Source organism: Candidatus Ichthyocystis hellenicum, assembly GCF_001460935.1.
Taxonomy (GTDB): domain Bacteria; phylum Pseudomonadota; class Gammaproteobacteria; order Burkholderiales; family 2013Ark19i; genus Ichthyocystis; species Ichthyocystis hellenicum.
In genome coordinates, this window is the sequence record NZ_LN906597.1 from 1,656,581 (window position 1) to 1,679,731 (window position 23,151).

The 23,151-nt window shown below is 31.1% G+C and carries 18 protein-coding genes; 14 read left to right on the plus strand and 4 right to left on the minus strand.

The genetic code is table 11. The features are described 5' to 3' along the window. Positions 1 to 85 precede the first annotated feature (85 nt). From Arg41_RS06370 to Arg41_RS06420, 11 genes are all read left to right on the plus strand, one after another. On the plus strand, positions 86 to 1,264 hold the full coding sequence (locus Arg41_RS06370; protein WP_092343822.1) for a hypothetical protein: 1,179 nt from the start codon (positions 86 to 88) through the stop codon (positions 1,262 to 1,264). Between the two features lie 620 nt (positions 1,265 to 1,884). Then, positions 1,885 to 3,072, plus strand: coding sequence for a hypothetical protein (locus Arg41_RS06375; RefSeq protein ID WP_092490607.1), 1,188 nt, complete (start codon positions 1,885 to 1,887; stop codon positions 3,070 to 3,072). Positions 3,073 to 3,840: 768 nt separating this feature from the next. Further along, positions 3,841 to 5,019 carry a hypothetical protein gene (locus Arg41_RS06380; RefSeq protein ID WP_092343535.1) on the plus strand — a complete coding sequence of 393 codons (1,179 nt, stop codon included), beginning with the start codon at positions 3,841 to 3,843 and terminating at the stop codon, positions 5,017 to 5,019. A gap of 839 nt (positions 5,020 to 5,858) precedes the next feature. Continuing rightward, positions 5,859 to 7,127: a hypothetical protein gene (locus Arg41_RS06385; protein WP_092343536.1), complete on the plus strand. Its 1,269-nt coding sequence runs from the start codon at positions 5,859 to 5,861 to the stop codon at positions 7,125 to 7,127. 494 nt (positions 7,128 to 7,621) lie between these two features. Then, positions 7,622 to 8,839: a hypothetical protein gene (locus tag Arg41_RS06390; protein ID WP_092490608.1), complete on the plus strand. Its 1,218-nt coding sequence runs from the start codon at positions 7,622 to 7,624 to the stop codon at positions 8,837 to 8,839. A 385-nt stretch (positions 8,840 to 9,224) separates the two neighbouring features. Continuing rightward, positions 9,225 to 10,403, plus strand: coding sequence for a hypothetical protein (locus Arg41_RS06395; RefSeq protein ID WP_092490609.1), 1,179 nt, complete (start codon positions 9,225 to 9,227; stop codon positions 10,401 to 10,403). Between the two features lie 158 nt (positions 10,404 to 10,561). Continuing rightward, the gene (locus Arg41_RS06400; RefSeq protein ID WP_092490610.1) at positions 10,562 to 10,942 is read left to right on the plus strand and encodes a hypothetical protein; all 381 of its coding nucleotides are present in this window, start codon (positions 10,562 to 10,564) and stop codon (positions 10,940 to 10,942) included. Further along, positions 10,897 to 11,745: a hypothetical protein gene (locus tag Arg41_RS06405; protein WP_172792677.1), complete on the plus strand. Its 849-nt coding sequence runs from the start codon at positions 10,897 to 10,899 to the stop codon at positions 11,743 to 11,745. The genes Arg41_RS06400 and Arg41_RS06405 overlap by 46 nt, the downstream gene beginning before the upstream one ends. Positions 11,746 to 11,980: 235 nt before the next feature. Continuing rightward, positions 11,981 to 13,183: a hypothetical protein gene (locus Arg41_RS06410; protein ID WP_092343541.1), complete on the plus strand. Its 1,203-nt coding sequence runs from the start codon at positions 11,981 to 11,983 to the stop codon at positions 13,181 to 13,183. Between the two features lie 564 nt (positions 13,184 to 13,747). Further along, entirely contained in the window at positions 13,748 to 14,227 is a 480-nt protein-coding gene (locus tag Arg41_RS06415) for a hypothetical protein (protein ID WP_092343542.1), read from the plus strand. 39 nt (positions 14,228 to 14,266) lie between these two features. Next, on the plus strand, positions 14,267 to 14,710 hold the full coding sequence (locus Arg41_RS06420; protein WP_092343543.1) for a hypothetical protein: 444 nt from the start codon (positions 14,267 to 14,269) through the stop codon (positions 14,708 to 14,710). 140 nt (positions 14,711 to 14,850) lie between these two features. Here the strand turns inward: Arg41_RS06420 and Arg41_RS06425 are convergent, their stop codons facing one another. Then, positions 14,851 to 15,573, minus strand: coding sequence for a hypothetical protein (locus tag Arg41_RS06425; RefSeq protein ID WP_092343544.1), 723 nt, complete (start codon positions 15,571 to 15,573; stop codon positions 14,851 to 14,853). Positions 15,574 to 15,740: 167 nt separating this feature from the next. On the opposite strand from Arg41_RS06425, the gene tgt reads away from it, so the two are divergent. Further along, a complete protein-coding gene (tgt, locus tag Arg41_RS06430) occupies positions 15,741 to 16,904 on the plus strand; it encodes a tRNA guanosine(34) transglycosylase Tgt (protein WP_092490613.1) in 1,164 nt (387 codons plus the stop codon). Here the strand turns inward: tgt and Arg41_RS06435 are convergent. From Arg41_RS06435 to Arg41_RS08195, 3 genes are all read right to left on the minus strand, one after another. Next, the gene (locus Arg41_RS06435) at positions 16,901 to 17,875 is read right to left on the minus strand and encodes an acetyl-CoA carboxylase carboxyltransferase subunit alpha (RefSeq protein ID WP_092343546.1); all 975 of its coding nucleotides are present in this window, start codon (positions 17,873 to 17,875) and stop codon (positions 16,901 to 16,903) included. The two genes, tgt and Arg41_RS06435, sit on opposite strands and share 4 nt — an antisense overlap. An 8-nt stretch (positions 17,876 to 17,883) precedes the next feature. Then, positions 17,884 to 18,450, minus strand: a complete 567-nt coding sequence (gene efp / locus Arg41_RS06440; RefSeq protein ID WP_092343547.1) for an elongation factor P — start codon at positions 18,448 to 18,450, stop codon at positions 17,884 to 17,886. Between the two features lie 238 nt (positions 18,451 to 18,688). Further along, positions 18,689 to 18,877, minus strand: a complete 189-nt coding sequence (locus Arg41_RS08195) for a hypothetical protein (RefSeq protein ID WP_172792678.1) — start codon at positions 18,875 to 18,877, stop codon at positions 18,689 to 18,691. Positions 18,878 to 19,887: 1,010 nt separating this feature from the next. Between Arg41_RS08195 and pyk the strand changes: the two genes are divergently transcribed. Both pyk and Arg41_RS06455 read left to right on the plus strand, forming a co-directional pair. Further along, on the plus strand, positions 19,888 to 21,315 hold the full coding sequence (gene pyk / locus Arg41_RS06450; protein WP_092343549.1) for a pyruvate kinase: 1,428 nt from the start codon (positions 19,888 to 19,890) through the stop codon (positions 21,313 to 21,315). Between the two features lie 539 nt (positions 21,316 to 21,854). Further along, positions 21,855 to 22,928: a hypothetical protein gene (locus tag Arg41_RS06455; RefSeq protein WP_172792679.1), complete on the plus strand. Its 1,074-nt coding sequence runs from the start codon at positions 21,855 to 21,857 to the stop codon at positions 22,926 to 22,928. Positions 22,929 to 23,151 lie beyond the last annotated feature (223 nt).

The following is a 23,151-nucleotide window of genomic DNA, read 5'->3' on the forward strand; positions in this document are numbered from 1 at the left end:
TACCATGCGCTAAACTACATGTGTATTTATATATTTCTTATATTGTTTGAGTAAGGCGTATTTATATAAAAAGAGTGGTTAATTTATGATTAGCTCGTCCATTGCACCTTTTCCTCATGAATGTTACGATTTAGAAAATAAAGAAGAAGAGGAAAAACAAGTTTATGAACCAGTCAATCACGCCAGTATTAATGCTGATGGTAATGATTTGTTAGAAATAATTAGAGCAAAAGAATCTACTAGGAACAATAGCTACGGATATAGCTGTGACAGACTAAACAGACCACCATCTTTGAATGAAATTAGAAAAGTTATTAATTATAAAAAATGGGAATCGGAAGTAAATAATAAATCCAAATTTATTATTGGCACTTTACTTTCCTCCTTTACAAAAAAACTAAATGAAATAAACTGTGGATCCTTGGAAGAAAAAAAAGAATTTCTGGCTATAATTTCTGGAAGAATAGCAGCTTATTATCCATTTAAAATTATTAACGACTCAATGATAAATTTTATAGATGAAAAAATTTCAAAAAAAGTACTTTGTTTTGCAGAAAACAAAATATACTCACTGATTAACAATAAAGATGAGTGTCAGTATGACATCCAGAAAATCATAATTAGAAAAGCAAGAGAAACTTTACTTAAAGACGACAATAAACTTGAGTTGATAAATAATATCTCCAGTAAGATACGTGAATTCCATAAAAATGAATACATTAAAGAAAATCTTAGATTACAGCATTTTGATACAAAAAAAATTCCATTTGCTATATTTATAGACCTCTATAATAACCATTTAACAGAAAATTACGAGTATATACTATCTAAATTCATTGATATCTTTGATGGTCTGGGAGATGATAAAGAATGCTGTATGTCATTTGTATTTGATACTTTTCTTGGAGAAAAGGTATTACATAGTTGTGCCGATAGATTACGTCGTGTAATTTTTTCATCAGAACGCAAATCACAATTATTACTAGAAGACTTATTATCTCTGAGATCAACTGAATTATCAGGATCATATATGAATAGCAGAGAAAATTACCATGCTTATTTTAAAGATTTTCTTGATAGATCAAAAGAAAAACTTGCAGAAAAAATCAATGAGCATTTGACAGAAAAAAGTTTCGCTATCATCATAGAAGATAATATAATCACCGTTTGCAAAGGAAGTTCTAAGAAAAAAGTGTTGTATTACTCTAAGAAGTACCTAGAGGAAAAACTCAAGTCATATGCTAATTGTTATAATAGTAGATAATCCTAAAATAAAAATAATATCAAAAATAAATGATACTAAGTATAACCTTAATATTAAGTTGATTGCGATCACTACGTAAGTCAGGTAAAAAATTTTAATTATAAATAATCGCAATTCTATTTAATAGATTCACAAATTTTATTCCTATGAATAAAAAGTATTTTTATATGTAATTTATGGAATAACAGCAAGCATTTGTCCATTTAAAATTATGAAGCACAATTAATGATATATATCAACTAACCATTTGTGTTTCATAAATTCTTAAAAATACGCTGTAAAATTAAAAAATTTAGTAGTGTTACTAACACATGATAATTCATATTTGATAAAACGGAGCTTCTGTAGTCATTACTAATTAAGGGCAGTTAATTTTTTTCACAAAAGTAATTTATTAAAATCATTAAATAAATTCATCCTTATAATTTTTATTTATTATTTAATTACAGCTTGCCATGCATTGTTTACGATAAAACTCAAAATTACTAGCGTCAATCATACTATTTTTATGTTAGATTATTAGCATTAGTGGAAAATGAAGTTACTAAATTAAATTTAGCCTAAATGATACCATATACTTGGTTTTAAGTACATTTGTCACATGAAGCACGGGCCAATACATGATTAATCCGTATGTTGCAACGCCTTCTTACGAATCATATTACCTACAAAAAGAGGCAAAAGAAGATGAAAATGATACTCCTTCAGGTGCCAACATGGACAAGCTATTGAGTACCATTAAATGCAATCGGTTGATCAGAGAGCAATATTACGGATGCGGATATACATGTGATATTGAGCCAGTACCGATTAGGGATATCAGACTAACCTACGACTATAAAAAGTGGAAATCAAAAATTAATGGAGAATTTAAATTAGTAGTTGATAGTTTTCTTTTTTCTTTTGCAAGAAAACTAAATAAAAAAAATTATGGATCATTTGCTGAAAAAAAGTTTTTTTTATCTGTAATTTCTAGGGAAATATCAATTGCTTACCCATTTAAAATGATTAGCGACTTGATGACAAATTTTATAGAAAATAAGGTCGTAAAAACAGTTACTAGGTATTCACAAAAAAAAATAAAATATATATCAAATAGCAAATCCAAAAATTATGACTGTCTTACGGAAATCATACAACAAAAAGCAATAAAAACCATACTTAAAGAAAACAATAAATTAGAATTGATAAATAACATATCCACTGCAATTACTGATTTCCATAAAAAACAATTCATTGAGGAAAAATTAATACACTACCTTAATGTTCATGATATAGAAGTCAAACCATTTATTATGGCATTTCTTGACCTATATCGTAGTCATCTAGCAGAAAACTATGACCACATGATATCTAAATTCGTTGAGATATTTGAAGACCTGGAGTATGATAAAGAATGCTGTATGTCACTAGCATTTGATGGATTTTTTGGAGAAATGATAATACATAACAGGGCTTGCATCCTAAATAGCATTGTGAGAGATAGCATAAATTGCTCAAAAGAATTAATAAGAAAATCAATTTCATCAAAAAGAGATGAAATTTCAAAAGGCAATAAACAAAAGGAAGGATGGTATAAAATATTATATGATGACTTTAAAACCATTGTTTCAAAATCAAAGAAAAAACTAGGGGAAAACATTGTTGATTGTTTAAAACAAAATGATACTGTCATATTCGAAGATAATAAAGTTTGTATTTGTAACGAAAAGTCAATAGAAAGAATATCACATTATGCCGCTAAATATTCAATGAAAAATCTTACATTATTTATCAAACAGATAACTCATCTGGATATATCAAAATGAGTTAAATTTGTATGTCAACATGAGTTATTTAACTCAAGTTTTACAATCGCAATTAGATACAATTTGGAATCACTCTCAAGCAATGTTATAAAAAACAGTTTTGCGAGTAAAAATGCATCCTGTTTATAAAATTACTGCTTTAAATAACATTAAATTTTAGATCGGGGTAAAATTATCATCAGTGAAAATAAACAATAAAATCACCTATTTTATAATTATAAATAGTAAAACTCAAAGAGCATCTTGCTATTGTGATAAAATCAGAAAGTGCAATTCATTAAATCAACCCTAGAGCAATAGTCAATTTAAAGAAATTTAATATTTTCCAAAAGTAACAATACAAATAATGTTTTTGAAACAAGCTTATCCTATATCTTTATAGAAGAACATTAATCACGATTCTACTAATCATAGTAGGTGATAACAATGATAATGTCAGTATTAGATTGAAATTAAGCAATATAACTTTTACAATCAAATAATTTCCTTCACATGTGAAGGAAGTTATTAAATAAAAATATCGTCTGTAAATATTACAAAAATATACACCCATAATGTTACTTAATAATAAAAATAACATGACTTAATTCCTGGAAATCAATATAAAATATTAACTATAATCATATGGCTAAATATAAACTAGGGCCGTACTAACTCTATCAATAATTATCACATCAATTTCGATTACTATGATCACGTTACCGTTGGAATTGCATTCGTATTTTACACACATTTAGATGTATTTACATAAGGTGCAACTAAATCCATATGATTAACCGATCACTTCCTTCAACTTCTTATGAATGTTATGACTTAGAAACTAAAAAAACAGATGCCCCAATCTGCGACCCCCTACCTGACAATATCAGTGGAAATCCGCTCCTAGAAGTAATTGAAGCAACAGCATATTATAGATATGAAGCTTACAAAAATAACTCTCATTTCTTTACAAAAAAATCGTTACGAGATATGTCTCCTAGTAACCATAGAAAGTGGAAATTACAAATTAATGATTACTTTAAATCAATTACTGAATCTTCAATAATCTCCTTCGCAAAGAAACTAGATGAAATAAATTGCGGATCCTTGGAAGAAAAAAAAGATTTTTTATATGCCGTTTCTAAAGAAATAGCCGCTTACTATCCATTTAAAATGATTAATGATTTAATGATAGAGTTCACAGATAGAGAAATTTCAAAAGTAGTACTTAGTTACGCAGAAAAAGAAATAGAAGACATATCTAACAATGATACTAGGAATTATAACGAGCTTGATGAAATTATCCCCAAAAAAGTAAAAGAAAATCTACTTAAAGAAGATAATAAATTAGAATTGATAAGTTGTATCTCTAGTGAAATCACTGAATCTCATGAAAAATTATGTACTGAGGAAAAAATTAAATTGCCTTTCAATGCAAAAAAAATGCCATTTGTTGCATTCTTCGATCTATATCTAAAACATTTAACAGAAAGTTATGACTTCATAATATCAAAATCTACTAGTGTATTTGATAATCTAGGCCATGACAAAGAATGTTGCATATCATTTGTATTCGATACCATTTTTGAAAAAAGGATAATACGTAATGAATCTAAACAAATACTTAGTATTGTAATAAAAAATACTGCACATGGAATTGCATATGATTTAAAAAAATTACTAGAAAACTCACTCATTTCAGGAAAAATTGAATTTTTTAGTGAATACGAAGGAAAAGGCTACCATATATATGGAAGCACAAGAGAATACTATACAGATTTTACAAAAGTTATTGTGGAATTACAAAAAAAATTAGAATGTGAAATTGTATCATACTTGACAAAAAATAATATTATACTTATTGAAGATGTAGTTACTGTATGTAATAAAAAAATCATGAAAGAAATAGTAAGTTCTTCTACCAAACACTTAGAAAAAGAACTTAGAGCATCTATTATAGATTTTTAGAAAAAATTTATAATAATTTCTCCATCATATATAAAAAAGTTATGACCGTTATGAAAATAATTACAAATGCAGTAACATTTTCATGCTATATACATATAAATGTCTATCAATGGCAGTTATTGTCATAAAAATAGGAAATTAAGATAAACAAAAAACTATTGCTAAAATTCAAAACTTAGGTCTTAGGTTATCTTAAAATGAACTTCATAAAGCAACTTATGAATTATTGTATAAAAATTATTTAATCTATAATTAATAAAATTTAATAGCCTTAAACAAATTAGTGTTAAAAAATAATTTAAAATGACATATCACTATCAAAATTCAATTATACATTACAATACAAATGACACAACAAGAATACCCAAAAAATTACTACCACTAAGAAAAATTAAAAAATTTACCGGCACAATGACAAAATATATCTTCGTCCTCACTGTATTTAGTAAGCATAAAATAAAATGCAGAAATCATTATTTAATTAAAGATTATGAATTTTTCCTAAATTACTAACAATTAATACCGGCGAAAACACAGGAAAAATTGAATAAAAAATAAAAACATATAGCTATTTATACGACTATTTATAGAGGAATAATAACTTATTCTAATAATTTAATAAAAAATAATTTCTTCTTATTAAGACGTACGATAAAAAATAAACGATATACGAATTAATCATAAAATAATCGCCCAAAGAAAAATTCATATCCTGTTAAAAAATAACTTTTATAACACACTACAGTTCCTACATCTACTTTTATTACTGTGATAGCATTGGTCGCTTCGAGTAGATTTTATGTTTTATATATATTTTTCATATATGGTGTAATTAATACATGATTAACCACTCCCTGCCTTCGTGTTCTTTTCCACACTACGATCTACAGACAAAAGAAGAAGCTAAAATAGCTTTCGTAACTCCTACACCTACTTCTACCAATATAAATGTAGATACTTTATTTAATATAATCAAAACGAATACGAGGGCCCTACAAGAAACATACGGACAAAGACAAGATATATTAGGGCAAATACCATCCAATCTGAAGGATATCAGACGTCATCCTAATTATAAAAAGTGGAAATCAAAAATTAGTGAAGATTTTAAATTGATTATTGATAATTTTCTTACTTCATTTGCAATTAAACTAAATGAAACAAATTGTGGATCTTGGGAAGAAAAGAAATATTTTTTATCTTTTATCTCTGAAAAAATAGGAATCGATTACCCATTTAAAATGATCAATGATTCAATAACCAATTTTGTAGAAAAAAAAATTGCGCTAACAGTTGCTAAGCAGGCAGTAAGTAAAATAAAAGACTTATCAAATAGCGACAATGAAAATTATAATGAGATAACAAAATTTATCCATAAAAAGGCAGAAGAAAATTTGTTCGATGAAAACAATAAATTGGAATTTGTAAACGCAATTTCCGAAAAAATTTATGAACTCCACAAAGGGCAATACGAATATCTTAAGTATAAAATTAAATTTAATTACTCCTGTGTAAAAATAGATTCTTTTACCATATTTTATGATCTATATCACAGTCATCTGGTAGGAAGTTATGATTTCATAATGTCAAAATCTATTGAAATCTTTGAAAATCTGGGACACTATAAAAAATGCTTCATCTCATTTGCATTTGATACATTTTTTGGAGAAATGATAATTAGCAATGAAGCGGAAAAATTACGTAATATTTTGTACAAACATGAATATAGTTTAGCAATTAATTCAAAATACTTGATTAAGAATTTAGTATTCTCAGGAAAAATTAATTTTTTTAATGAATATGAAAAAAAAGATACAGGGATAAATAAATGTGATTATAATAATATGATAGAACGATCTGATGAGCTTACATCATTTATTGTACAATCCCAGAAAGAACTAAAGAAAGAAATCAAAAGGTACTTTCTAGAAACAAATACTATAGTTATTGAAGAAAACATAGTTACTACTTGCAGCAGAGAAATTGAGGAAAATATATTACGTCACTCTGCCAAATACCTAAAGAAAAAACTTATCTCATACATAATAAGAAATTACGAAATATTTTCTGGGCGCAGTAGTATTATTTCATCATTAGTGAGTACATAGTTACTTATTTTAACAAAATATTTATGTCAAAATTACCATCATATTACACTTAACAAGTGTAATTAAAATTTAAATCAAGATATATAACTTATTATTATAATTGGAATATTTAAGTCTTTTGCTGAATATAAAACATGAAGCAGAAATCATAAATCTAATACAAAAGAGGAAGAAAAACATCAAACTCCAGTAAAGAAAATAAAAAACACTTAATTCAGATTTGGTGCTGATTTTATTAATAGATATCATCTATTTAACAGGTTAATCAATTAATATGTGGTCATTATAATTGTTAAAAAATAATATCAGTAATCGTACTTTATTAGGTATTCCTTATGATAAAAATCAAAAGTTACTCATATTAAAATCAAGATTCTATTTTATGATCATCTATAATATAAAACAGTTACTACATAAAATTTAATTGTCGTGATACAATCCTTATGCTTGGCTATTTTTTTAGTTATGTTTTCCACATAAGGTGTAATTAATACATGGTTAATCAATACAATCATTCATGTTACTGTGCATATTGTGAATTACAAATTCAAGAAAACCCTACTTGTAGAGAATCTACTTCTACCGATATCAATATGGAATCTTTACTAAAAATAATTAAAATGAATGAAGGTACTAGGTACAAATATTACTGCAAAGATGATGTCTTAAAAAGACCATCATCAATGCCAGATGTTGGACATATACCTAATCACAAAAATTGGAAATCAAAAATTAATGATAGTTTTAAATCACTTATTGATGATTCACTTTCTTCGTTTGCAATTAAAATAAATGAAATAAACTGTGGCTCTTGGGAGCAAAAAATAGAATTTTTATCTGCTATTTCTCAAGAAATAGAAGCTAATTATCCATTTAAAATGATTAATAATTTAATGATAAGTTTTGTAGATGAAAAAGTTGCAAAAGTAGTGCTTTGTTGTGTAGAAGAAGAAATAAAAGAGATAGATAAAAATAAGCAAAGGAATTATGATGAACTAAAGAAAATCATAGCCAAAAAATTGGAAGAAAACATGCTTAAAGAAGATAATAAGTTGGAGTTGATAAACGCCATCCAAAGCAAGATTTTAAAATCTCATGAAGAAAGAAATATTGAAGAAATACTTACATTCCATTTCGATTTAAAAAAAATTCCCTTTGCTACATTTATGGGCCTTTATCGCAATCATATCTCAGAAAACTATGACCTCATTGTCTCAAAATCTATTGATATTCTTGAAGATTTAGTATTAGATGAAAAATATTGTATGTCATTTGCATTTGATTCGATTTTTGGTGAAATGATAATAGGTAACGAATCCAAAAAACTAAGGAATACTATATATATATCAGAGCATTATTTTAAAATATTATTAAACGATTTGGACACTGAAGGAAGAATTAATTTTTCTAGTACTGAGGATGAAACAAGATATACCCATGGATATAGTAATGTCCTAGAATATAAAGATTGCTTTGCGAAATTCATTACAAAATCTCAAATAGAACTAGAAGATAGGATAAATAATCATCTTAAGAAAAATAATATCATCGTGATCGAAAACAATGTAATTACCACCTGTAATGAAAGTTTTATAAAAAGAATATCGTATTGCGCTACGAAGCACTTAGAAAAAGAACTTAGATTATATTTAAGACAAATAAGAAATAGATGTCGTTACATTAGCGGCAATACTTTAAATCATGACATTTAAACTGTAAGCATTGTAGTTCGTATCATTAGCAAATACAAAAACAAGGAATTAATGGCTAACTTAATTTATTTTGCAAATAATTAATCTGTATTTATTAATAGTAATACATTTAATAGAAAACATAATATAAAATCATACCGTCAATAAATTATCTTATCAAACTTTTAGGAAAACACTATTATTAATGGGAAAAATTAAAATTCTTAATAGAGGCAAAACAAAAAAACAGAGAATATTTATATAGCTTTTTAACAAATTATAACATTATACACTGCGATAAAATTGCTATAGCAACTTCAATGGCCGTGATAGCCTCAGACCGCGGTCAATTATTATATATATAATATTTACTTATGGCTTTCAAAGAAAGGGTATGATTTAATACATGATTAATCAAGGCTGTTCTTCATATTATCCTGCTCATTATGAATCGCAAATAGAAGAGGAGGATAATCCTATTTACGAAAAATCTACCAATATTGATATTTTACTAGGAATAATTAAAAAAAATGAAAATATAAGACACGGATGTAACCAACGTGACGTCCTCTTAAAAAGAACATCGTCACTGAGCAATATTAACCGTATTTATCATAAAAATTGGAAATCAAAAATTAATTTTGATTTCAGATCAATGATTGATGATTCACTTTTATCATTTGCAAATAAACTAAATGATATAAATACTGGGTCTTGGGAACAAAAAATGGAGTTTTTATCTGCAATTTCTGGAGTAAAGGCCAATTATCCATTTATGATAATCAATGAGTTAGTAATAAATTTCATAGATATAAAAGTATCAAAAATAGTATTTATCTATATAGAAAAAGAAAAAAAGAAAATAGCTAATAATACAAATAAAAATTATGGTGAACTTAAGGAAATTATCACTAGAAAAGTAAAAGAAAATATACTTAAAGAAGGTAATAAATTAGAATTGGTAAATGATATCTCCAGTAAAATTTCTGAACTCCATAAAAAACAACATCAGCACACCGAAGAAAGAATCCCTTTAAATGTAAAAACAGCTCCGTTTATTGCATTTATGAATCTCTATCGCAATCACCTAACAGAAAGTTATGGATCTATACTCTCAAAATCTATTGAAATGTTCGAGGACCTGGGATACGACGAGGAATGTTGCATGTCATTTGTATTTGATACATTATTTGACAGAAAGGTAATAAAAACTAATGCTAGAGACATAAAGTATATTATACATAAAAACGTGCACTCTTCAATACTCTCATTAGAAAATTTGTCATATAAAATTGATTTTTTTAATAAAAATCACGAAACAGGGTTCAACCTTGACTGTAGTGGACTGGTAGAATGCTCTGATGATTTTAAAAAATTCATTATGCAATCTAAAAAAAAATTAGAAATCAGTATGAAGGAGTTTTTTGCGGAAAACGATATATTAGTAATAGAAAATAACATAGTTGATGTATGTAATAAAAGTTTAATGAGTGAAATGTTGTACTACGCCAAGAAATATTTAGAGGAAAAACTCGTATTATATGGCCAAAATGAAGAAAGATTGCGCAGTGATAATGTGCAATAAAAAACAAAAAGTTACACATTAAAATTTGTGAATAAATATTGGGCTAATATACAACACAACAACACAACAAAACTTACTACGAAAACTTTAATTGACCTGATACCATCTTAGTTACTTCATTTATGTTTACGAATATTTTTGCTTTATTTAAGTACATCATGATTAACCAATTTTCTCCTCCATGCTCCTATGATTACGACGCAAAAATAAAAAATGAAAATCAGATTTGCAAAGATCCTGTTCCTGCCAATATCAATACTGATATCTTGTTAGAAATAATTAAAATGAATGAAATTTTCAGGAGCATCAACAACCCGCTCACACCTCCACTGATTGAAGCCGTACCTATCCCCAATTGTAAACGTTGGGAGTCAAAAATTGAAATAGGATTTAATCAGATGATTAATACCTTTCTTGCTTCATTTGCAGATAAACTGGTTGAAATTAATAGTGGATCCTGGGAGAAAAAAAAGAATTTTTATCTGCTATTTCTATGGAAACAGGATGGATTTATCCGTTTACAGGACTTAATGACTTAACAATAAAATTTGTAAATGAAAAAGTTATGAAAGTAGTATCTGAATATGTTAAAGAAGAAATAATAGACCTAGTTAAAAATGATTCTAGAAATTATGATGAGATTAAGAAACTAATAGCCAAAAAAGTGGAAGAAAGCATATTTGAAAAAGACAATTCATTAGAGTTGGTAAGTATTATATCTAGCAGACTTAGTGAATTCGATGAAATGCGGCAACTTAAAAAACACATGGAAATGAATCACCTCCCTATATTTGTCGATCTCTATCGCAGTCATATAAAAGAAAATTACTCATTCATAATATCAAGGTTTGTTGAAATATTTGATGATTTAGCACTAGACGAAGAATGTTGGATGTCATTTGCATTTGATGAATTTTTTGGTGAAATGATAATGAGAAATAAATCTGGACCATTAAGGGATATTGTTATTCTAACAACACACTACTCAAAAAGACTACTACATGAATTATCATCAAAAACTGAATTATTCATCACAAATGACTCAGAAGATGAAAATGAAGATAATATCGGACCAAAATTATCTGATGAGTTTAAAAAATTTATCATGCAATCACAAAAAGAATTAGAAGATAAGATTAAGAAATTTTTGACAGAGAGTGACACCATAGTAGTAGAAAATAATATGGTTACTCTATGTAAAGAAAGTTTTATGAAAAAAATATTATGTTGCTCCGCAGAATATTTGAAGAAAAAACTTATACTTATATTAGGTTCTAGGAAAAAACTCCCCTGTTCAAACTTAACTAGGAATACAATCCATGCCTACACGAATTTATCATGAATGTGAGTCACAATTTTTTCATTACGTAAGTAGTACGCGGTGATTAAATTATAAGTAAATCACAACATACCTTTTTATGCATAAATAATAAATATGAAAGACTTCCTTTTCAAAAGTAGATACTATGGTAACGTCTTGGAATATTTTTTCATTTGGACGGATAACTTAACTCTGCAGTTAGAGTTATATCATTATTTGAAAATGTTTCACGTGGGTTTCTTATGTGTGTATGTATATGATTATTCAACCTACCTCATCGTGCGATTGTGCGTATTCTTGTTCCACGACTCAGAATGAAGAGGCGGAACCTTGCGACGCACTTTCTGCTGGCAATCTAACTCTAAATGAGTCACTATTATCCATAGTCAAAGAAAAACAATATTACAGGTACGGAAGTACCGATCTCGTAATGCGTGAACTATCACCATTACTTCATAATCCAGATTTTATTCCCTACTATAAAAAGTGGAAATTCATGATTGATCATGAATTTGGATCAATCATTAATGTCTCTCTCAGTTTGTTTGCAAATAAATTAGCTGAGCTGTCTTGCGGATCTATATCCGAGAAAAAATTATTCTTGTCAGTAATTTCTAGAATCAAACTAAATGTTCCGTTTGTGAAGACTAGAAGCATAACTACGTCCTTTATAAGTAGTAAAATTGAAAAAGCAGTACGTTTCTATGCGGGAAAAGAAGTAGGAAACGTAATTAATACAGGTAGTAACAATTATGGAAATCTTAGAACAATCATACTTAGAAAAGCTAGAAGTGCTTTGCTTGAAGAAAATAACATTTCAAAATTAATCAAATACATCTCAAATATGATTTGTGAATTCCATGAAAAAAAACAATATAAAGAATATTTTGAGAACAAATTTTCATCACATTTTGATGCAAAAAAAACACCCTTTGCCGAATTTACGGATCTGTACTGTAGCCATATGGAAGAAGATACTGATATTCTTTCAAAATCCATCGATATACTTCACAATATAGGCCAGAATGAGGAATGCTGCATGTCGTTTGCGTTCAGTACCTTTCTAGGAAATACCATGTTTTATCATGAGGCTAAAGTCCTAAATTCAATTCTTATTCATGCCACAGATGACTTAATAATATCACTGAAAGAGCTATTATACTCAGGAAAAGTTGAAATTTTTGGTGAAAATGACAAAACAACCCCCTACCCTTGCTCCACTATTTTTGGTGAACGTGAGACAGGAAACAAAAATCCTTACTCCAACGAGTTGAAAAAATTTTTCTTCGATGCACAGGAATACCTAAAAGGAATAATAGAGAAATTTTTGTTAAGTAATGACGTCGTAATAATAGATAGAGACAAAATTGCTACCTGTGATAAATATTTTAGGGATGAAATAGTAAGATCTTCTCTAAGATACTTGAGGTTGGAACTTCACTCATGTATCAAAATATGATGCAGAACAAATAAACAATTATTCCCTTGAAATAAAACTAAATCTTAAAATCAATAAACGGGAATAACAGTTTCTTATGTCTGTTTGTATAGCAAATAATGATTTATAATTGACATCTACTATTGACAAATTACACTAAATCTCCACATAAGTTAACTATCTGTTGTTAAATAAAAATTGGTGAAATGTACACTTTATAAATGTACATTCATACTTACTACAGCAGGGTGTAGAATACATGAAATTCATCCATTAAATATATGAGGTTAAAACTTAATAACTATTATTGATACAAAATGACAAGTAGTTTTTTATATCTACAAAGGATAAAGTTTATTTGCTAATCTGAGGTGGTAATAAATAATACGATCTTGGATAAAAACTTACATAAATATAAATACCAATGTTTGTATTGACTATTTCCAATGCGTTGCCTTAGAATCCCAGTTGCTGTAGACAGTAATCGTACCCTGATCCTTACAAACATAAGTTGTGGCAATAAGAACAGTTATGTAGCATAGTAAATTAAGAGATCAAGAGGTGGGTGTATCTCACGAGGAAATTATGATAAATAGAGCAAGCTATGGTAGAGCGTCTTTGCATAATAGGGGTAATAAGAAAGGTAAGAATGCAATAAGAAAAGCAGTAAAAGTTGAAAGCAGTAAATTAATTAAGGTGGAATTGTCTCAGCTCCTGGATGCAGATGCCAACCCCGTGGCAGACATACGGCATCCAGAAACAAATGTGTCACCACGTGTTAATCATACTCAAGAAAATCACACACAATCACCTAAATGGAGAAAAATAATTACCGGTCATCCCTGCGGATTGATAGGATTTGGGTTGTCATCAATTGGGGTTGGAATATATGCAAGCTCTATTTATCAGCAGGTATATCACTACTCTGAGGAAAATAAATTTAGGATCATTGTTCAAACATTCATAGCAATTTTTATAATGTCTATATCGGCATTAATGATAGGACTCTCTGATTTGTCTCAAAAACATAACGATACGACAAGTGCTAATACAAAAGATTTATAAGCATTGTATTTGATAAACTAATAAATAGGGGGGTATTATATGGTAAGAGCTGGAACAGCCAGTGGGGCTAGTGATTTGCATCCTAGTCAATCTATCAGTTCAGAACAAATTAGAAAAGCTATCATTAGATTGAGAAAAAATAGAAATGCCAATTCTCAAAAAAACAGCATATTGGGAAAGTTATCACAACTAAAATCAGGCCTATGTATGTTTACAAAAATGGCGTTCGCTATTTCTTGTATGGGAATAGGATCCGCACTTTCTTCGTATTCACAGGTATCCATTATTAGCAAGCTAATTGAGTATTCTTCATTAGAGGATGAAGAATTGGGGGATAACGACCTCCCTCTGGATCAGTTATTGGTAACCTCTGCAATAGCCATGATAGGATCTCAAATAACATTATTCGGACAAGAATTGATACTAAGAACTTATTTCCCTAATGAGTATGAACGTATCGAAGAGAGCACCCATTCTTCATAGGAAAAAGAAAAATTAACTAAAAAATAATATCGGCTAGTTAAATGCCATTGTGATAATCCATTATTTAGTCCTCCATCTCAAGCAGATGGTAAGAGTAAATGAATACCGTTAGTATAATGGAGGTGATCATCTCATCTCCATTACATATTGCGGCTAATCATGTTATTTATGTAATGATGATGTGTCACCTTCATTGGGAGCTCTTGCAATGATTTTCCTAGTTTACGACAAACTAAAACCCATACAACTATAGGAGTGACGTGCCTTTTAACACTACGTCCGCGGTGGCAAAACAAATCACCTAACACCGAATTAATAGAATTCATTACTTCCTCTTCAGAAACGAAACACCTATAACTCTCACCACGGTTGCTACTGTTACGTCCCAAAATAATATAGGAACGGTCACGAAAAATTCTCAACCTATCAGTAATTTCATCTAAAGTCTTCTTTTTTTGCAGAGCCATTCTAGGCTTTTGACTTATATGCACGCCCTTTAAAAAATCAATCTTACGGAATCTATTCAACGCTTCTATCAACTGGCACTCAATATCATGTATTGCCAAAACAAGACTCCCAGCAAAATACGCACTTTTTTCCTTGATACGACCAATCTGCATCAAAATATCATTTATGGAATTAATATGAGTAATAATGTCACGAGACTTCTTTGATATAGAAAATCTGCAGTCATCAACTGTACTGTCTACAAGATTTCCTAAAATAGCGACTGAATTCAAACACTCCTCCAACGAGCTAACCTTAATATCATCAGACATATTGAGACGGAAGGTGCTGCTACTGACTTCATCTGGGAACTCTCCTAAAGAGAAAGATTCTTTCGGCTGGGAATTACATGACATCTCATTCTCCATCTTCAAGGAACCAACATAGGCGTAAAGTTAGTCATATTTTTTAGTAGTTAATTCCAGTAATTTTTTAAAATCTATTATTTACTATCTACACCTATTATGTGATAGTTAAACTTGGTATATATTTTTACAATTTTTTAATTTTAGTATCGAGTTCTATGGCTACAATATTTAGATCTACTGTGCTTTACCAACACAAACGCCTTCCAGCTAGGATAATGGAAGTAGTTACCCCCCATGGTAAATTTGAAACACCTACTTTCATGCCAGTAGGAACTCGAGCAGCTATAAATGGAATTCAGCAAAAAGACTTACAAAATACTGACACGACTATAATACTTGGCGGCAACACATACCACATGCTAAACTCCCCCGGCATGGATGCAATACGCATCTGCGGAGGGATGCACGAATTCATGAACTGGAATGGCCCTATGTTAACCGATAGCGGTGGATTCCAGGTTTTTAGTATATCGAAAAAATCACCTAAAAAATGCCGTATAGACGATACAGGGGCACGATTTCAACAGAACGACGGAAAAATAATTAATCTCTCTCCCAAAACCTCCATATTGACCCAAAAAATCATAGGAGCAGACATAATAATGGCTTTTGATGAGTGCACAACTCACTCTGATAATCGTGAGGAATCATTAAGAGCACTAAACAGAACTCATCGCTGGCTTTCTGAATCCCGGGAAACGCATGAGTACCAGCCATTTTCCGAATATGGAAACCATCAGGCGTTCTTCGGCATCATTCAAGGGGGGTATTTTCGCGATTTACGAGAACAATCAACACAATTCATCCTAGATATGGAAACAGATGGTATTGCAATCGGTGGAGAAGTAATTGGATCTGACATGAATGCCACCGAGGAAATAATAAGCTGGATAATGCCACAACTACCAACAAACAAAGTCCGGTACACGATGGGAGTAGGACTGAACCCTTGTGATTTAATCGCAGTGGTAAAAAGAGGAATAGACATGTTTGATTGCGTAGCTCCAACAAGAAATGCAAGACACGGGGCACTTTACCACGGACACCCAAAAATCAAGGATGATTGGGTAACATTCGACACAAAAAACATAGCAGAAGGAAGATTACTAATAAAAAAGGGGGAATACGCAAGAGACGAGCGACCAATACTGGAAGATTGCTCATGCACAACATGTAGAAACTATAGTAGATCTTACCTTCACTACCTTTTCAAAAGCAAACAAACGATGTACAACACCTTATCAGGAATACACAACATACATGTCATGCAGAATGTGTGCAGGAAAATGAGAGAAATTATAAAACAAAACTCATACTAAGATTTGGTCTTGAATCGCCCATAGTTAACCAATCGCTGCATGCGCCGCTCTTTCAAGGCATCTATGCTGTACTTGCCGCAGTCCTTAAGGGAATCAATCAAAGATTTCTTAAGAATCGTAGCCATCTTAGTTGGATCTCTATGAGCCCCGGCCAGTGGCTCCGGTATAACCTTGTCAATAAGCTTCATAGATTTCAAACAATCAGCAGTTATGCCTAAATTTTCAGCTGCTATATCAGCTCGATTCTGATCCTTCCACAGGATGGCAGCACAACCCTCAGGAGAAATAACGGAGTATACAGAATACTGTAACATCATAACAACATCAGCCACTGATATGGCTAAAGCACCACCTGATCCACCCTCACCAATAACAGTAGTCAGTATGGGAACACTCAAATTACACATCTCATATATATTCCTGCCAATAGCCTCTGACTGTCCACGCTCCTCTGCATCAATACCGGGATATGCCCCAGGAGTATCTACAAAGGTAATAACCGGCAAACTAAAGCGCTCAGCTAACTTCATCAACCTCAAAGCCTTACGATATCCTTCCGGACGAGTCATCCCAAAATTTCTTAACACCTTCTCCTTGGTATCTCTACCTTTCTGATGACCTACCACCATTACAGACCTACCTGAAATCCTGGCCAAACCACCAACAATGGATAAATCATCAGAAAAATGACGATCACCATGCAATTCTTCAAACTCATCGAAAATGGCAGAAATGTAGTACATAGTGTACGGACGACTAGGATGACGAGCCACTTGAGTAGTCTGCCAGGGAGTAAGCTGGTTATAAATTTGCTTAGCCAAAACATCAGCCTTCTTCTGCAATCGATCTATTTCCTCAGAAATATCAACAGCAGAACCACCCTGCATGTAGCGAAGCTCATCAATTTTGCCCTCCAACTCAAGCAGCGGACGCTCAAAATCCAGCGCCACCCATTTTGATGCAGAAGACATAATGCTCCTTAAATGCTATTGTTAACACGTCGACGGAATTCGCCGGTCCTGGTGTCGATTTCTATTCTGTCACCAATTTCACAAAAAGAGGCAACCTGAAGCTCATGACCGGTTGAAATTGTAGCCATTTTCATCAGCTTACCTGTGGTATCCCCACGAATTACTTGCTCAGTATAAGTGATTTCTAACACAATGGTCTGAGGTAATTCAACAGAAATAGCCAAATCATTAAAAAAAGTCAACGAACAATCCATCCCCTCCACGAGAAAATGAACAACATTAGATAGATCAGAAACAGAAATCTCATATTGATTATATTTTTCATCTATAAAAACGTACATGTCATCCTGTCGGTATGAGAAAATGCACTGTCTTTTCTCCAGTATAACCACTTGAAGACGATCGTCAGCCTTATATACGGTCTCAGAGATAGCACCAGTCAACAAATTCTTGAGCTTCATCTTCACAACAGAGGCCAAACATCCAGGGCTGTAGTACTCAGCTCGTTGAATAACCAAAGGACTATCCTTAACAAGAATCACATTACCAACGCGTAACTCCTGAGCCATCTTCATTACACACCTCTCAGAAAGTATAAAAAATAAAGTAAACAATAATCCACAGCATTAAGCAAAATCACATCAACCGTAAATCGTAGACAAGTAAGCATATCTGCGAATAAATAAAATTATAACCAACTGCACAGATAAATGATGCATATAATTAATAAACAATAACAAATTGACCATTAAACAGTACAGATAAGTATTATTACCACTTTGAAGTTAAAAAAATGAACATTATCTCAAAAAATTACCCCTCCTCAATTACAACATCTAAAATATAATTTTCCATAAAACAAGAAAAAATGTATTCTGATAAGACAATCTTACAATCAGCTGATACTACCATCAAAGATAATATAGGAAATATTGACGACAATAAAATATGATGTAAAACCTTTCCAGGCGTTCTTTTGAAAAAATATGGGCAAACCATCATTACATAGCTGTGAAATAATATTCAACAGCAAAACAATCAACCAAATCAATGCCAATTAGGAAATTAATAAAAAAATTACATGCATTAACCGTGGAAACAATTTACACCACCAGTAACCCATGCTAACACCAGTGTTAAATCCAATTAAAATCCAAAACTATGAGATATAATGCATTGTCAAAAACTCACTTACAAGTCAAAAACCTGAGATCACCACCGTCTCTAATATACTGCAAGCAAATATGACTATCATCACACCATTTGCTGAAAAATAAATACTACAACTATTTAATAAATAATATAAAACATATTATTATCACATCATCTAGCACAGATCTTACTTGCATTAGAAACATTACTAGGCACAATAAATTTTATCCTAGTATGGATGAAATTTATTGTAATCATCAACATAAAATTCACATATTAAAATCTATAAAATACTAACTGGAAAAATTAAATTCATAAGAAAAGATAGTAAAAAGTAAATATTATTGTTTAGAAAAATAATAATCACATACCTGCAGTTTTATGTCTCCCTGGTGGTAATAATTTGATGTTACAACTATCTGGTGCATAACATCCAAAAAAATAGTAATTAATAAAAAAATTAAACCACAAAACATGATAAAAAATTAGCGTTACTGCAATGTGCTCAATAAGTAAATATTTATGATATCCAGATATATACTATCTGAAAACAAATATAATTTAGAACTTAATATACATACATAGATAGTAGATAATTATCCTACGTACTCTACAAGTACCATGTGAGAGAGAAAATACACTTACCTTAATGGATCAACAACTCACCATAAAAATTCAGCAATTATCAAGACATATTCATCAACAATCGCATATATAAATTGCATCACAGAGATTAATCATAAATCATTTAAAATATATGCCCTGATTTCAAATAACCATAATTGAAGAAGGTATAGTTTATTTGCATCATATTCCCTATTAAGCTACCATGAGATGCAATGATAACTGGTGGGGAGTGTATGTTGCGCAGAACTAAGATTATTGCAACCGTTGGCCCGTCTTCTAACACAGAAGAAACTATAACGGCACTTGTTGATGCTGGTGTCGATGTGTTTCGTCTTAATTTTTCTCATGGAAGTACTGAGGAACATAAAAATACAGCTCAAATTATCAGATCGGTAGAAGAAAAACTTGGAAGAGAAGTAGCACTTCTAGGTGATCTTCAGGGACCTAAAATAAGGATAGGTGAATTCGAAAATGGCCTGATTGTACTAAAAGAACAGCAATCATTCACACTTGATGCCGGACATGATTATCACCTTGGCAACGAATCTCAGGTTCATATAGGATATCCTCAACTGCCGCAGGAAGTATCCGTAGGTGACATGCTTGTTCTAGACGACGGCAGGATAACCATGGTAGTAGAAAACATAGATGGTAGTCTAGTTAAGTGCCGTGTGCAAAATGCAGGAATTTTATCAAATCATAAAGGAGTAAACCGACATGGAGGTGGTTTATCTGCTGCTGCACTAACATCAAAGGATATTGAGGATATTAAGGTTGCTGCAAACATAGGGGTGGACTACCTAGCAGTATCTTTTCCCAAAAGTGCTGCTGATATGTACATGGCACAGCAATTAATGAGAACGTCTGGCGGAGATGCTCTTTTAATTGCTAAGATTGAACGAGCAGAAGCTATAGAATTATTGGAAGAAATATTATCAGCCTCAGATGGAATAATGGTAGCTCGTGGTGATTTGGCCGTAGAAGTAGGTGACGCTGCAGTACCGGCGTTGCAAAAAACCATGGTTAGAATGGCAAGATTGAACCACAAGATCAGTATTGTTGCTACGCAGATGATGGACTCTATGGTTGAGTCTCCTATTCCAACTCGTGCTGAGGTATCTGATGTAGCTAACGCGGTCCTGGATGGTACAGATGCGGTGATGCTATCTGCTGAAACAGCCTCAGGAAAACACCCTATTGCTACAGTAATTAGCATGGCAAAGGTGTGCGTAGAGGCCGAACATTTTAGCTCTCCATCGTTTGAGAAACAGGTAACCGACTGCAAGTTTACACGTCTTGATCAGTCTATAGCTATGGCAGCACTTTTTGCAGCCAATCACCTTAATGTAAAAGCCATCGCAACTCTAACTCAGTCTGGTTTTACCGCTATGTGGATTTCTCGCATAAATAGTGGTATACCGATTTTTGCATTGTCACCTGAAAAGTCCGCACGCAGAAAAATGAAATTGTTCCGCCACGTGCACCCTCTTCCTATACCTAACATAACCAACGATACCAACCGGTGCATTAGAGAGGTGGAAAACACCCTACTAGGTGAAGGAGTAGTATCTTACGGTGATACCATTATAATGACTTTCGGAGAACCACTCGGAATTACAGGTGGAACCAACACTATGAAACTGCTGCACATAACCAAGTGATGAAGTATATAGATTTAGCAATACATAATTGTTAGCATAAGCACAAAATATTTGTCTTTACAGTCTTAGACCCAATAGGTAGTGTACAGCGGCAGGGTGCTGTTATTATTTGCATGGTAACTGATATATTTACCCATTCAATTGATTTTTTTGTATGTATATTTAAACAAAACTGAAAATATTGACAAAAATGAAAAATGCTTTAGGTCTCTTCTCCTTTTATAAGTATTTATACCTATGACAAGTACCATCGTTTATTAATGTATTCGTATTAGAGATACAATGTTATTGTCATTTTCAAATAATTAGTATTAATTCATTAATATAGTATGTTAACCATAAGGTACGTGTATCAACCATATCAATTTTGATATGACAAAAACAAAAATTATTGATTACATCAACCTTTCTGTTATGGTAAAGTCACAGCAAGTTTTGGGAAAATGATAAGTGCGAGCCTGCGCTGACGCTGAGTTTATGAAGATTGATTTAGATTAATAGGAATGCCTACATTGAGTGCCACTGTATCTAAAAGCCCTATGAGCTTGCTTGAATTGAGTCTTAACAAATGCTCAGAAAAATTTTCCGGCAAGTACTGCGGCGATTCTGACCTAAAATCTATAAAGTATTTAGATATGCTTGATATAATGGGGGCTGTTCCTGTACTAGAAAAAAGCGGGATATCACTGTTGTCCAAATATGAAGACCCCAAAAAATATCAGTCAGAAAAATCTTTACCCAAATGTGTATCTAGCATTATGGAGAGAGAAGTACCTATATTTCCTTGGAAAAAAGAAATATTAAAATTGAAACTCAGTATTAATGATTACCGAGCAGAACTGTTACTAAAAAGAGAGTCTTATTTAAATTCAGAACATTCAAGACAATCTTTTATGAAGTTAGTTAAGTTTAATGCTGACCAAATGGAATGTTTTTTAAATTTCATTGAAAAGGCAGAGAATTCATTGTCATCAATATTATATTATCCTCCAGAATATAAAAAACTACATAATATAGTTACTGTAGCGAGTGGAGTAACATTAAAACTAAAGGATGAAATTACATATTTGATAGACTTATTGTCGGATAAACTGAAGATATTCACAATAAGAGGGGCAATAATGAATTCAGAATTATCGTCACTCGTATCTGAACTTATAGAAGCAATAGATATATCTATATCAACTATATCTACTATAGAGGGAACAATATTTAATTTTATAGGACGTAATAATTTTCTGTGCCTCGAGGATATCTTGGGTAAGGAAGAAGTCTATGTAAGCAATTGCTACAATAATCTAAGGTGTATGAAAAAATTTATGAAAGATATCTTCAGTAACTCCCCTATAAGAAAAATTTTCCCAAGTAAAGAAAGAAATCATCTAAAGAGAGAAATACGAGAATTAGAAACAAAAATAAGGGAATCGGAAATGAATTTAGAAGAAATGTACCGTTTTTTACATGTAAGATACAGCGTACTGGTAAATAGTAAATCCTTAGAAATAGAAAAAATGGAATCATCACCACAAAAATCGTCACGAGAAAGATGTATAAACCAGAAGAAAGTATCTTTCTTAAAAAAAGAGATAATGGAAATGAAATCGTTTATATGAGCTCTAATTATTTAATGTAGTACCTATTCCTATCCAACAAAGGATGGCATTTAATTAGTGTAGCTAGTCGCTTACCTTTACTTATTAAATATTTTATGTGTACGTGCGCATAATTTTTACAAAACCATGCACTGACATAAATAGGATGGCGTCCTTACAGAATAGGGGTTACCGCTACGGTCATTATATCGTCAACTAATTGTATTTTTAATAAAACCAGTAT